Source organism: Streptomyces sp. NPDC005494 (assembly GCF_042872025.1).
GTDB lineage: Bacteria > Actinomycetota > Actinomycetes > Streptomycetales > Streptomycetaceae > Streptomyces.
Map to the genome: position 1 here is coordinate 37,702 of NZ_JBIAJR010000002.1, position 14,067 is coordinate 51,768.

General features: G+C 72.4%; 8 protein-coding genes. 7 read left to right on the forward strand and 1 reads right to left on the reverse strand.

Annotated elements, in window-relative coordinates:
• Nucleotides 1-8 precede the first annotated feature (8 nt).
• Nucleotides 9-3,320, forward strand: coding sequence for a right-handed parallel beta-helix repeat-containing protein (locus ACFYQ6_RS06180; RefSeq protein WP_361573336.1), 3,312 nt, complete (start codon nt 9-11; stop codon nt 3,318-3,320).
• Nucleotides 3,317-4,564 carry a S8 family serine peptidase gene (locus tag ACFYQ6_RS06185; RefSeq protein ID WP_388761023.1) on the forward strand — a complete coding sequence of 416 codons (1,248 nt, stop codon included), beginning with the start codon at nt 3,317-3,319 and terminating at the stop codon, nt 4,562-4,564. The genes ACFYQ6_RS06180 and ACFYQ6_RS06185 overlap by 4 nt, the downstream gene beginning before the upstream one ends.
• A gap of 100 nt (nt 4,565-4,664) precedes the next feature.
• Here the strand turns inward: ACFYQ6_RS06185 and eccCa are convergent, their stop codons facing one another.
• Nucleotides 4,665-8,687: a type VII secretion protein EccCa gene (eccCa, locus tag ACFYQ6_RS06190; protein WP_361573332.1), complete on the reverse strand. Its 4,023-nt coding sequence runs from the start codon at nt 8,685-8,687 to the stop codon at nt 4,665-4,667.
• Between the two features lie 459 nt (nt 8,688-9,146).
• On the opposite strand from eccCa, the gene eccD reads away from it, so the two are divergent.
• From eccD to ACFYQ6_RS06215, 5 genes are all read left to right on the forward strand, one after another.
• Complete coding sequence (eccD, locus tag ACFYQ6_RS06195) at nt 9,147-10,553, forward strand: type VII secretion integral membrane protein EccD (RefSeq protein ID WP_361573330.1); 1,407 nt, start codon at nt 9,147-9,149, stop codon at nt 10,551-10,553.
• Between the two features lie 44 nt (nt 10,554-10,597).
• Complete coding sequence (eccB, locus tag ACFYQ6_RS06200; RefSeq protein WP_388761027.1) at nt 10,598-12,199, forward strand: type VII secretion protein EccB; 1,602 nt, start codon at nt 10,598-10,600, stop codon at nt 12,197-12,199.
• 443 nt (nt 12,200-12,642) lie between these two features.
• Nucleotides 12,643-12,978 (forward strand): hypothetical protein, encoded by a 336-nt coding sequence (locus ACFYQ6_RS06205; RefSeq protein ID WP_145805774.1) that lies wholly within the window; start codon nt 12,643-12,645, stop codon nt 12,976-12,978.
• Between the two features lie 89 nt (nt 12,979-13,067).
• A complete protein-coding gene (locus tag ACFYQ6_RS06210; RefSeq protein ID WP_361573326.1) occupies nt 13,068-13,376 on the forward strand; it encodes a WXG100 family type VII secretion target in 309 nt (102 codons plus the stop codon).
• A 156-nt stretch (nt 13,377-13,532) separates the two neighbouring features.
• On the forward strand, nt 13,533-13,997 hold the full coding sequence (locus tag ACFYQ6_RS06215; RefSeq protein ID WP_356743459.1) for a type VII secretion system-associated protein: 465 nt from the start codon (nt 13,533-13,535) through the stop codon (nt 13,995-13,997).
• Nucleotides 13,998-14,067: the final 70 nt, after the last annotated feature.

The following is a 14,067-nucleotide window of genomic DNA, read 5'->3' on the forward strand; positions in this document are numbered from 1 at the left end:
GTTGGTGCGTGTCGCGCCAGGTACTGTCGGTCGGCCCCGGGGACCGCTTTTCGACGATCGGTGAGGCACTCGCCGCAGCCCGCACCGGCGCGCTCATCAGCGTCCGGCCCGGGACGTACGCGGAGAACCTGGTGATCCACACGAGGGTCACCCTCACCGCCGCCGAGGGGCGGGGCACGGTGGAGATCCGCCCGCGCTCGGGCAGCGTGGTCGCGCTCCGCGCGGACGCCGTGATGCTCTCCGAGCTGACCCTGCGAGGCGGCGACGCCGAGCTTCCGGCCGTGGACGTACGGCGCGGCCAGGCCGCCTTCGACGGCTGTGAGATCGTCGGCGCCGCCTGGACGGCGATGCTGGCCGGCGGTACGGGTTCCCTCGCGCTGCGGGACTGCAGGGTGAGCAACCCGCAGGGCGCCGGCATCGTGGTGACCTCGACGACTCCCACCACCGTCGAGTCCTGCACGCTCGAACACCTGGGCACCAGCGGCCTGGTCCTCGCCGAGCAGGGCGAGGCGCGCGTCCGTGACTGCACGGTGCGCGACGCCCGTGGCAACGGGCTGCTCGCCAACGGCGACACGCGCGGCAGCGTCGAGGACTGCGACATATCCTCCACCGACAAGCCCTCCATCGCCCTGGAACAGAACTGCGCCGTGTCGGTGGTCCGCACCGTGGTCCACGACACCAGCACCGGCGTGCACCTGAGCAGCGCCGGCCGTACGACGCTGGAGGACGTCCGGGTCACGGGCGCCTCCGGGAACGGGATCACCCTGGCAGGGGGCACCGACCCGGTGCTGCGCCGCTGCCGGGTCTCGCGCGTACGCGGCCACGGTGTGCTGGTCACCGACAGGGCGCGCGGCACCTTCGAGGACTGCTGGGTGGACGGCGCGCAGGGCGCGGCGCTCAGGGTCGCGGGGGCGGCGTCCCCGGCGCTCACCGGTCTGACCGTCCGGGACTGCGACGGTGCGGGACTGCTGCTGGAGGAGGACTCGGCGCCCGAACTCGACCGCCTGGAGGTGATCGGCGGCTCCCCTTCGGTCGCGGTGCTCGGCGGCGCCAATCCGCTGCTGCGCCGGGCCCGCCTGGTGGAGCCCTCCGGCGACGGCATCGCGGCGACCAGGGACGCCCGGGGCCGGGTCGAGGACTGCGAGGTCGTCAGGCCCAAGGGCGCGGGTGTGCGCGTGGCCTCGGGCAGCACTCTCTACCTGGCAGGTGGCGGAGTCTCCGAGCCCGTCACCAGCGGCCTGGTCGTCGAGGACGGCGGCAACGTCACCGTCCGTGACTTCCGTGTCGAGGTGTCCGGTGAGGAGGGCGTGGTGGTGGCCGGCGGTGGCGAACTGACCGCCAACCGCACCTCGGTGCACGCCCCCAAGGGCCACGGCTTCATGCTCCACGAGGGCGCGCTCGCCTCGATCAGCGGGTGCGAGGTCACCGGCGGTGCCCAGGACGGCTTCAGAGTGGAGTCGACCGCACCCGTCTCCCTCGTCAACTGCCTCGCCAGGGAGAACGAGGGGGCCGGGCTCGTGCAGACCGCACCCGGGGAACGCCTCGCGGTCGAAGGCCTGACCAGTACGGGCAACGGCAAGCGGGACGCCTGGGGGACCGGAAGCGCGGAGAACACCGACCCGGCCGGTTCGGGTGCGGCGGACGCGCCCGCGACGGACCGGGCGGACGGCCCGCTCGGCGCCCTCAACGCGCTGATCGGTCTGGAGAACGTCAAGCACCAGGTGCGCACGCTGGTCAACCTGACCCAGCTCGCCCAGCGCCGCGAGCAACTCGGCATGCCCGCACCGCCCATGAGCAGGCATCTGGTCTTCGCAGGCCCGCCGGGCACCGGCAAGACCACCGTCGCCCGGCTCTACGGCGCGATCCTGGCGGAGCTGGGATCGCTGCGCAGCGGGCACCTGGTCGAGGTGTCACGCGCCGACCTGGTCGCCCAGGTCGTCGGCGGCACGGCGATCAAGACCTCCGAGACCTTCGAACGGGCGCTGGGAGGAGTGCTGTTCATCGACGAGGCGTACACGCTGACCGCGGACAGCGGCAACGGCGGTGCCGACTTCGGCCGGGAGGCGGTGGACACCCTGCTCAAGCTGATGGAGGACCACCGCGACGACGTGGTGGTGGTCGCGGCGGGCTACTCCCGCGAGATGGACTCCTTCCTCGGCTCCAACCCCGGCCTGGCCTCACGCTTCTCGCGGACCGTCGAGTTCGAGAACTACTCGGTGCCCGAGCTGGTCGCGATCATGGAGAACATGTGCGGTCAGCACCAGTACGAACTGGGCGAGGGCACCGCGGAGGCGCTGGCCGCCCACTTCGGGGCGATGCCGAGGGACGCCGGCTTCGGCAACGGACGTGCCGCCCGCGGGGTGTTCGAGGAGATGGTGGACAGACAGGCGATCCGGCTCTCCGCCCAGTCGCAGATCGGCGAGCGCGATCTGCGGCTGCTGATGCCGGAGGACGTCTCCGTCGCCGCCGCCGCGAAGTCCACCGAGACCGCCGTACCGGCCGACGACCCGCTGACGCGCCTCGGTGACATGATCGGTCTGGCCGAGGTGAAGCGCGATGTCGCGGACCTGGTCAACCTCATCACGACGGCCCGCCATCGCGCCGCCGCCGGGCTGCCGGTCCCCTCGCTCAGCCACCACCTGGTCTTCACGGGCCCGCCCGGTACCGGCAAGACCACCATCGCCCGCCTGTACGGCGAGATCCTGACCCAGCTGGGCATCCTGGACCGGGGCCAGCTGGTCGAGGCCGCGCGCGCCGACCTGGTCGGCCGCTACATCGGTCACACCGCCCAGCTCACCCGCGAGGTCTTCGAACGGGCGCGCGGCGGCGTGCTGTTCATCGACGAGGCCTACACCCTCACACCGCGCGGCGGCGGCGCCGACTTCGGCCAGGAGGCGGTGGACACCCTGCTGAAGCTGATGGAGGACCACCGCGACGACGTGGTGGTCATCGTCGCCGGCTACACCGACGAGATGGAACGCTTCCTCGCGTCCAACCCGGGCCTCTCCTCCCGCTTCCCGCGCCGGATCGGCTTCGCCGACTACTCCTCCGAGGAACTCGTCACGATCGTGCGCACCCAGGCGACGAACATGGGCTACGAGTGCGGGCCCGGTACCGGCCCGCTGCTCAAGGAGTACTTCGACTCGCTGCCCCGGGACCGCTCCTTCGGCAACGCCCGCCTGGCCCGCCAGGTGGTCGAGTCGATGGTCACCCGGCAGGCGGGACGGCTCAGTTCGGTGGCCGCTCCCACCCTGGACGACCTGCGCATCCTCCTCCCCGCCGACGTCGCCGTCGTGGCGCCCGAGGCGGCTCCCCGATGAGGCCTCGCGCCCGGGGGATCGCCCGGCTGCTGTCCGGCCCGGGCCTCGCCGCCACCCTGCTGCTGTCCGTGGTGGTCCCGGCCCAGGCGGGGCCTCTCTCCCGTCTCCCGGCGGCCGAGGGGGACAAGGGCCAGGAGCTTCCCGGCATGCCCTCCGCGCTGGACCCGGATGCCGAGGGCGTGGTCTGCACACCCGCGTCCCGCGAGAAGGCGAAGAAGCAGGACTGGTCGCGCCAGCGCCTGGACCTGGACCGGCTGCACCAGCACAGCACCGGCGAGGGTGTGACCGTGGCGCTGATCGACACCGGTGTGGCTCCCGGCGCCGACGGCCTCGACGGCCGGGTGACCGCCGAGGGCCCGGCCGGTGACGACTGCGTCGGGCACGGCACCTTCCTGGCCGGCCTGATCGCCGGGACGGGAGGGGACAGCCCGCGTCTGGCGGGCGTCGCACCGGACGCGGAGATCCTCGCCCTGCGTGGTACCGACCGTCGCGGACAGGCGAGTTCCGCCCTGGTCGTGGACGCGCTGCGCAAGGCGACCGAGGCCGGGGCCGACGTGATCGCGGTCGCGGTCGCCCTGCCGCGTCAGGACGCGGCACTGAGCGGCGCGGTCGCCGAGGCACGCCGGGCGGGCGCCGTCGTCGTGGCCGCGGCCACCCCGGACCCACCGTCCCGGAGCGAGGGCGAGGAGACTCCGTCCCGCACGTACTGGCCGGCCGGTGAGCCCGGCGTCCTCTCGGTCGCGGGCATGCTTCCCGGCGGTGCCCGGCCTGACGGCTCCCTGCCCACCGACGGCATCGACCTGGCCGCCCCCGGCGCAGGTGTGGTCTCCGGCGGCCCGCGCGGCGACGGGCACTACCTCGGCGGTGGCGTGCCCGTGGCCACCGCCTACGCCGCCGGTGCCGCTGCGGCGGTCCGGGCCGCGCACCCCGACGAATCGCCCGACGCCGTCGTCCGCCGTCTGACGGCCACGGCCTACCCCGCCGACATTCCCCAGCTGGACCCCTACGCCGCCGTCACCACGGTCCTCGGTGCCCCGCCGGCGTCCGCGGGTGCCGAGGGCGCCGCCGTCCCCGTGACCGTCCGCGACACCTCGGGGGCCGACCGCGCCGCGGGCCGAGCGGTTCTCCTCGTACTGCTCGGCTCCGCCACCGTCCTCGCGCTGCTCTGGGCCACGTTCACCTTCTCCCGGGCCCGCAAGCGGGGATGGCGCCCGGCGGAAGCGGGCGGAGCGAGACGGGACTGAGCGAGGGCTTCGGCCCGGGGGCGCCCGCAGTGTTGCCCGGCCCGAACGGAAGCGGGGGCCACCACCGGTGGCCCCCGCTTCCGCTGCGTGTCGTCCCGCCTCAGTCCCGCTGTCCCCTGCTCTCCTCCATCAGGGCCGTCTGCATCAGCCGGGGCCGGCGGCGGGCGATGTGAAGGGCCCGGCCGGGCGGCAGATTGAGGGGTTTGGCGTCGCCGAAGAGGCGGCCTTCCGTGGGCGGGCAGGACAGCAGCACGGCGGGGTTGTTGGCCTCGTCGAGCCGCCGGACGAGACCGTCGCTGAGGCCGCGGCCGGCACCCATGGCGCTGCGGGCGACGACCAGGTGCAGACCCATCTCGAATCCCAGGGTCAGATTCTCGAAGAGCGGCTCGAACGGACTCTGGAACGAGTTGCCGGAGACCATGTCGTAGTCGTCGACCAGGATGAAGAGCCGCGGCCCGGTCCACCAGTCGCACTGACGCATCCGGGCGGGTGCGATGTCCGCGCCGGGGACGCGCCCCTTCATGGCGCGCGCGGCGCCCTCGACGGTCTCGTTGAGATTGTCCAGCGAGATCACGTGGCCGATGCGGTACTCCTCGGGGACGGCGTCCACCAGGGTGCGGCGGTAGTCCACCACGATGATCTTCGCCTCGTCCGGGGCGTACCGGTCGGTGATGCCCTTCGAGATGCGGCGGAGCAGGTTGGTCTTGCCGCTCTCCGTGTCGCCGACCACGATCAGGTGCGGGGTGCGGCTGAAGTCGTGCCAGACCGGTTCCAGGGCCTCCTGGTCGATACCGAGCGCGAGGCGCATGCCGCCGCCCTCGGTGGGCTCGGGCGCGGGGAGATCGGCGAGCGGGAGCCGGTGCGGCAGCATCCTGATCCGGGGAGCGGAAGCGCCGGACCAGTGACGGGAGATCTCGCCGACCAGATGCGTGACTCCTTCACCGAGGTCGTCGAGCGAGCCGCTGCCGTCGAGGCGGGGCAGACCGGCGAGGAAGTGCATCTTGCTGTCGGCGGTGATGCCCCGGCCGCCGCTGCGCGGCACCGAGCGGGCCTTGCGGGTGTCGATCTCGGAGTCCATCGGGTCGCCCAACCGCAGTTCGAGGCGGGTGGCGGCCTGGTCACGTACCTGGGCCGACAGCTCGACCCACCGGGTGGTGGTGATGAGCAGGTGGATGCCGTAGTTGAGGCCACGGGCGGCGAGTTCGTTGAACTTCGGTATCAGGTCGTCGTAGTCCTGACGGACGGTGGACCAGCCGTCGACAACCATGAAGACGTCACCGAACGGCTCGTCGGGGAACTCCCCGGCGGCCCGGCGGCGCCGGTAGGACTGCATGGAGTCCAGCGTGTGGTCCACGAAGAACTGCTCGCGGCGGGCGAGCAGCGTCATCACCTCGGCGACGGCCCGGTGCACCCGCTCGGGGTTGAGCCGCGCGGCGACGCCGCCGACGTGGGGGAGCGCGGCCAGCTGCGAGAGGCCGCCACCGCCGAAGTCGAGGCAGTAGAACTGGACCTCCGCGGGGGTGTGGGTGAGGGCCAGGGCCGCTATCAACGTCCGGGCCAGGGTGGACTTGCCGCTCTGCGAGCCGCCCGCGATCGCGACATGGCCGCCGGCTCCCGACAGATCGACGACCAGCGGGTCGCGGCGCTGCTCGAAGGGCTTGTCGACGAGACCGACGGGGACCCGCAGCCTGCCGGTGCCCGGCCAGCCGGCGCACGTGAGGCCACGCTCCGGGTCGGGGGTGAGGCCGGGCAGCAGGACGTCCAGCGGTGAGGGCTCGTCCAGTGGAGGCAGCCACACCTGGTGGGCGGCGGGGCCGGAGTCGCGCAGCCGGTCGAGAGCCACGTCGAGCAGCGCCTCCTCGTCCTCCGCCTGCCCCGCCTCCGGCTCCGGATCGGGGACGGGCGGCAGGGCACGCGGCACCACCCACCCACTGGTCCACGGTGCCACCTGGCTGGCGACCCGGGCCTGCACCACCGCGCCGGTGCGACGCCGGTACGTGCCCGAGGAGTACGCCGCGCGGAACCGGGTCAGGGCCTCCACACCGGACTTCAGATAGCCGCTCCCGGGCTGGGCCGGCAGCTCGTAGGCGTCAGGCACCCCGAGCACGCCCCGGCTCTCCATGGCGGAGAAGGTGCGCAGGCCGATGCGGTACGACAGATGGCTCTCCAGCTGGTGCATGCGGCCCTCGTCCAGGCGCTGCGACGCGAGCAGCAGATGCACCCCGAGGGAACGGCCGAGGCGGCCGATCATCACGAAGAGGTCCATGAACTCGCGGTGCGTGGAGAGGAGCTCACTGAACTCGTCGACCACGACGAAGAGGCTCGGCAGCGGGGTGAGAGCCGAGCCGGCGGCGCGTGCCCGCTCGTACTCCAGCGCGGAGGTGTAGTTCCCCGCGGCCCGCAACAGCTCCTGCCGGCGGATGAGTTCGCCGTGAAGAGCGTCCTGCATGCGCTCCACCAGCGCGACCTCGTCGGCGAGGTTGGTGATGACGGCGGAGGTGTGGGGGAGTTCCTCCAGACCGAGGAACGTGGCACCGCCCTTGAAGTCGACCAGCACGAAGTTCAGCGTCTCGGACGAGTTGGTCAGGGCGAGTCCGAGGACGAGGGTACGCAGGAGTTCGCTCTTGCCGGACCCGGTGGCACCGATGAGCATGCCGTGCGGGCCCATGCCGCCCTGCGCGGACTCCTTGATGTCCAGTTCCACCGGGCGGCCGTCGACGCCGACCGCGATCGGCACCCGCAGCCGGGTGGAGCCGGTGTGCCGCTCGAAGAGGGTGCGCGGGTCGTGCCGGTGCAGGTCGGGGATGCCGAGCAGGGTGGTCAGCTCGACGTCGGCGTCCAGCGGCTGGGCGATGTCGGTACCCAGGCTCATCCGCCGGGGAGTGATGAGCCGGGCGAGCGACTCCGCGCCGAGCGGGCCGAGCCGGTCCGGGCGGCCGAGGGGTACGGAGCGTTCCTTGCGGCTGCGGTCGGTGCGCACCAGGCTCACCTGGTCGGCCCCTACGGTCAGCCGCAGCGTGTTGCGTCCCGGCCGCCAGCGCAGCGCCCCGGAGACGTCGAGGGCCAGGGCGTTGCGGTAGCCGTTCCCCTCCCAGCGATGTCCCTCCGGAACGGTGACACCGTCCAGGACGACGACCGTGTAGGGCTCGTCCCGGCCGGGGCGCCCCTCCGGGTCGAAGCCCGGACGCTCGGCGAACTCGGCGCCGAGCAGATCGTCCAGCTCGGTGAGGTCGGCGGTGATCCTGCGGGCCTGGCCGGCGCCGTCCTCCTCGTACGGATCCAGCGCGTGCGGCAGCCACTTGACCCATTCCCAGTCCGGGCGCCGCTCGTCGCTCACACAGACCGCGAGCCACAGCTCCTCGGGTGCGTGGAACACCGCCAGCTGCCCGAGCACGGCGCGTACCAGCGCGCGTACCGCGTCCGCCTCGCCGGCGGCCGGTTCGCCTCCGGCGGCGCCGTCCGCACCGCGCGCCAGGGTGTCCGGCTCCGCGCGCTCGCCGTCCGCCCCCTCGGGGCGCAGCAGGATCCGGGCCGAGGAGCGCAGATAGAGGCCGAGCGGCTGGTCGGGGATGGTGGAGTAGGCACGGATGAAGCGCCGCAGGGCATGGGCGCAGAGAGGTTCGAGGTCCTCGACCGGGCGGGTGGAGACGGGGTTCAGGCTGAGCGCCAGCTGCTGCTCGCCGACCGCGAGACGGACCTCGCCGAAGTCCTCGTCCGCCGGGCGGCGTTCCCACAGCCGTGACGTACGGGCCAGCGAGCGCAGCGACGCGGGCTCCGGGTGCCGCCAGGCGAGTGCCCGCTGCTGCTCCGCGATGGTGGTACGGACCCGCTTACGCGTCTGCGCCAGGTAGCGGAGGTAATCCCGGCGCTCGCCCTTCAGACGCTGCTTGCGTTCGCTGGAGCGGCGCATCAGCTGTCCCAGCAGCATGGCACCGGCGGAGAGCGCCATGACGCCCATCGCCAGGTACATGAAGACGCCGTTCCCGCCGCCTGGCCGCAGGAACATGAGCATCATCGAGACCGACATCAGCGCCATCGGCAAATAGGTCCATATTGCCGAGGTGTCCGGAACTGTCTCGGCGAGGACCGGGGGTTCCTGGAGGGTCAATTGCCCTTCGGGCATCTCCGGTCCGCGTCTGCGGGCCGGTCGTCGGAACAGGACCACGCTCAAGGAACAGAACCTCCGGTTTCACTGGCCTTCCGGCCCGTACCGAATACCGGTGCACCCGGTAGTGGGAAAGACCGCACCGCCCTGATTCCCCCGGGCCCACATGACGCGGGTGTACAACGGGTGAATGGGACGAGCGGATGGCGTGGGGACGGCCAACTCCCTTGACGGCCAATTGCATACCGGAAATGGAGACCGGTCCGCAGCACGACCCGGTGGTCGTAGGCAGTAGTCTGCATTCACGGAACGCGACCTGTCCACGCGGGTGTGGTGGCAGCCCGGCGTGCGACCGCAATTCCGCTGCCCGGGATGCTCTTTCCCGGCCGTGCGCACCTTCCGTATCGTTCCCACGTCCCCCGCCCCCCGGGGGGCATCCTCCTGTCAAAGCCTCCACGGAAGACGAGAGTTCAGCTGATGACCGACAGTGCGGTGGCCGAATCGTGCCGCCTGACCGTACGTGCGCCGAGCGTCTCCGTCGATCTGGCGGTCCCCGCCGACGTACCGGTCGCCGACCTGCTGCCCACGCTGCTGCGCTACGTCGGCGAGGAGGCCGAGGAGGCCGGACTGGACCACGCCGGCTGGGTGCTCCAGCGGCTCGGCGACGCGCCGCTCGACGAGGAGACCACCCTGGCCGGAGCCGGTCTTGCCGACGGCGCCGTGCTCTACCTCCGGCCGCACACCGAGGCGTTGCCCGAGGCGCGGCTCGACGACCTGGTGGACGGGATAGCCGACACCGCGAGCCGGCGGTTGCACACCTGGCACCCCGGAGCCGCCCGCGGCCTGCTGGTGGGCACCGCCGTGGCGACCGTCGCGGCTGCCCTCGTCCTTGTGTTCCGCCCGGGGGTGACCGCCTCCGGCTCCTCCCGGGCGGCCTGCGCCGCCGTCGCGGGGCTGCTGCTGCTCGCAGGAGCGGGATCCGCCAGCCGCGCGGTCGGCGACCGCCTCTCCGCGACGGCGCTCGGCCTGCTGGTCGCCCCGTGCCTGGCACTGGCCGGCTGGGTGCTCCCCGGCGGTGACCTGACCGGCCCCGACGCCGTGAAGGTCGTCGGCGCGCGGCTGCTCGCCGCGGGCACCGCAGGTGCGGGCGGCGCGGTCATCGCGCTCGCCGCGACCGCGGTCGGCGCCCCCGCCCTGCTGGCCACCGCGGTGGTCTCCGTGGCCGCCGCGATCGCCGGTGCCCTGATGGGATACACCGGACTGGACATGCCGGCGGCGGTGGCGCTGGTCGCCGCGGTCGTCGTGCTCGCCGCCGGAGCGGTGGCGCCGTTCGCCTTCAAACTGGCCGGGATGCGACTGCCCGCGCTGCCGTCGTCCGCGGGCCAGCTCCAGGAGGGCATCGACCCCTACTCGGGCGACGAGGTGGCCGAGCGCACCGAACTGGCCGGGCGCTGGGTCACCGCGCTCTTCGCCGCCACCGGCACGGTCACCGCGGGCGCTCTGGCCGTCCTCGCCGAGCACCCCGACCTGCCCGAGGTGCTGACCGCGCTCACGCTGAGCCTGCTGCTGCTCCTCCACTGCCGGGGCCTGGTGCACATCGGGCAGCGGCTGACCCTGGCGGTGCCCGGGGTCTGGGGGCTGCTGCTGCTCGCCCGGGCCTGGGCCGTGGACAGCGACAGCGACGGGCGGGTGGTGGTCTTCGCGGTGCTGCTCGCCGCGGCGGCCGGCCTCGTGATCGCCTCCTGGATCGTGCCCGGCCGCCGGGTGCTGCCGTACTGGGGGCGTGCGGCGGAGCTCGCGCACACCGGCTTCGCCGTCGCGCTGCTGCCGCTCAGCCTGTGGGTGGTGGGCCTCTTCGGCTGGCTGCGTGGCCTGTTCGGCTGAGCACCCCCGCAGGCAGGACATGGGATACGAGTTGAGGAGAGGCTGTGCAGTCCAAGCGCGACCAGGTACAGGCCCACAGTTTCATGATGGGCAGACTCAGTTCGGGTCTGCTGACGGCCGACCCCGACGCCCCCGAGAGCCCGCTCGGACGCACCACCCGAGGAGTGGTCTTCGGCGTGCTGGTGACCGTCCTGATCGGGGCGGGCGCCACCGTCTACGGACTGCTGCGGCCCGGCGGGAACGACAGCTGGCGCAAGGGTGAACACCTGGTGGTCAACCGGGACACCGGCGCGCGCTACCTCTGGACCGGAACCGACGGCGTACTGCACCCGGTGCGCAACTACGCCTCGGCGCGGCTGATCGGCGGGGCGGACCTGGCCACCGCGGACGTCGGCACCGCCTCGCTGCGGGACGTCCCGGTGGGCGCCCCGGCCGGCATACCGGGCGCACCGGACAGCGTGCCCGGTCCCGGCCAACTCGACGACGGCGCCTGGCACATGTGCGTCACCGGGCCGGACGGGGCCCTGCCCAGCACCTCGGGTGCCACGTCGGCCACCGGTGTGGAGAAGCCCGGCGCCACCACCCTGGTCGCGGGAGCACCCCTGGACTCCCGCGGGGTCGGGAGCGACAACGGGGTACTCGTGCGTGGCCCGGACGGAGCCGAATACCTGGTGTGGCGAGGCAGCCGACTGCCTCTGGACCGGGCCTCCGACGCCCGCAACGCCCTCGGCTACGCCTCCGAGCGGCCGATGCCGGTCTCCGCGGCCTTCCTCGACGCGCTGGCCCCGGGTCCCACTCTCGAACCGCCCGCGGTCACGGGACGCGGCGAGGAGGGCCCCGTACTCGGCGGCGAGGCGAGCCGGATCGGCCAGCTGTTCAAGGTCAGCGTTCCCGGCGGCGGCAGCACGTACCACCTGCTGCGCGAGGACGGCCTGGCGCCGCTGACCCGGCTCGGCGCCGCCCTGGTGCTGGGGGATCCGGCCACGCAGAAGGACGCCTACGAAGGGCGGTCACCCGAGGTGCGCTCGCTCGGCGCCGACGCGCTGCGCACCCACCGGGCCGAGGACTCCGGCCCCGCCGCCTCCGCCGGACTGCCGGACGCCCCGCCCGCCCCCCGGTCCACGCCACGCGGTACCGCCCTGTGCGCGCAGGTGGACGGCGACGACGGCGGCACCCGGATCAGGTCGGTGATCGTCCCGCTGACCGGACTCACCCCGGTCGTGGTGTCGGACGGAACCGCCCAGCCGTTCCGGAAGGCCTGTGTCCGGACCGACGCCACAGTGGTACGGCCAGGGCACGGCGCCCTGGTCCGGGCTCTGCACGCGAGCGGTGCCGCCCACGCGGGAACCACCTACCTGGTGGCGGAGAACGGGGTGAAGTACCGGGTCTCCGCCAAGGACTCGCTGGCGGCGCTCGGCTACACGGCCGGTGACATCGCCTCCGTCCCCGCACCGCTGCTGGCTGCCCTCCCGACCGGTGCGGACCTGGACCCGGCAGCGGCCTCCGGTGCCACGGAGCCCTCGGTCACGGCTCCCGAATGCGCCACCGGCACGCGGCCGGCGGAGCGTGAGGAGAAGGCCGGCACGGACAAGGGTGGCACGGCCGGCGCCGTCGCCGCGGTCGATCCGGCAGGCTCCGCTTCCTGACCGTGCAAGGGCCGCACCCGGCGCCGGGAAAAGGAAGAAGGGCGGGAAAAAAATCCCGCCCCGAACTGCGCGCCGACCGGTGATTCGGCATGGGCCGGGCACGGCGGGAAACCTCAGATAAAGCTCAGACAATCGACCGGCACCTCCGTGGAATCCCGCAGAAGCGCGCATATCGCCGGAAACAAACAGGGGGAGTGCCCGTTTGCCTTCCGTCCCTGCCCGTTCTCGTGCCGTATCGCGTTGCGTGACGGACCGCTTGCCCGGACGGTCGGGCCGGACATCATCTCGTGGAAACATTCGGGCAACTCCCGTGCCATGAAGGGAATCCGGGCAGCTGACCTATGCTCAAATCTTCCCTACATGCGTTGCGCCGAGCGAGTGCCTTTCTTTAGCCTCAGCGGGCAACGGTGCAACGAGACCGGCCTCAACGAAGGGAGCGCGACATGGCGGACAGTGGCGCGAGGAAAGCGGATTATGCCAAGGGCTTGGGAGGTGTCTCCTCCCTGGAGTCGGCCCGGAGCGCGGTCGAGAAGGTCCAGAACAACGTCGCCGAGATAGCCGCGCGCTCCGGCGTCGGTGGCGACGAGGGCCAGGCCCTGCTGAAGCTCTTCCGCAGCTGGAACGCCGAGGCACAGAAGGTCGTCGTGCAGATCAGCACGATGGTCGACGCGCTGCAGGAGAACGTGACCTCGGCCAACCGCCTGGCGAAGGAGAACCAGGACCTGACCGAGGTCCTCAACAGCAAGACCAGTCAAGGCGTCTTCGAAGCGCTGCGCTGACCCCCACCATGCGGCACCGGCCCCTTCCAGGAGGCCGGAGCGCGTGAGCCACCCGGGCCCCGCGGCCCGGCCATCGAAAAGGAGACGTCATGGCCGACGGCATCATCGATGTGCAGTACTCCACGGTCCGGCACGCGATCGAGGAGCTGAAGGACCAGACCCAGCAGATCATCACCACCCTGAACAACCTGGAGGACGAGCTGAGGCCGCTCGTCACCTCCTGGGAGGGCGATGACCAGCAGATGTACCGCAACGTGCAGGCGGAGTGGGACCAGGCGACCAAGAACATGGCCCTGCTCCTCGGGGACAGCGGCGCGCTGGTCCAGAGCATCCACGACAACCACTCCCGGGACGAGCGCAAGAGCGCCGACAACTGGGGCAATGTGCGAGCCCGTTAGTCCGTGATCTCCCCTCCGGACGACCCGGCGGGGAGCATCAGGCACCCGCGCGCTCCCGGGCGCGCGGGTGCACCGGCGGGGCCGCCCCGTACAGGGGGGGTCGCCCGCCCGGACCACCCCATCCCCGTCCGGCACCGAACGGCAGGAGGACGCCCCATGGCCGGTGAGAAGGCCGACGTCAAGCATTTCGACCTCAAGCAGATGGAGAACTTCCGGGACAACGAGGTGCAGCCGGTGTACACCGCCGCGAAGAAGCACCGCGAGGACGGCGACGGGGCCCACATCCGGCCGCTCGGCCACCTCGTCGACGGGCACACCACCCCGGACAACCTCGACCAGAACAAGCAACTCCTGCGTATCGGCCGGATGGTCACCGAACCCCTCGTCTCGGGGCCGAAGCTGATCGAGGGCGTCCGTACGGCGGCCGAGGCCATCGACAAGCTGCTGGGCGATCAGATGGACCTCTTCAAGGAACTGAAGGAGGCGCTCACCGACACGATCGAGGAAGCCAACAAGACCAAGGACAAGAACCTCGACGCGATCGACGCCCAGACGCTGCTCCAGACCTTCGACGAGGTCGACGCGCTCACCAGCGGGTCGTCGGAGACAGAAGGCACCTGATCCCCCTGCGCGCGCGGGTCCAGGAGCCTCGGGCGTCCGGCACGCGCGTGTGAGCCACGCGCAGGCCCCG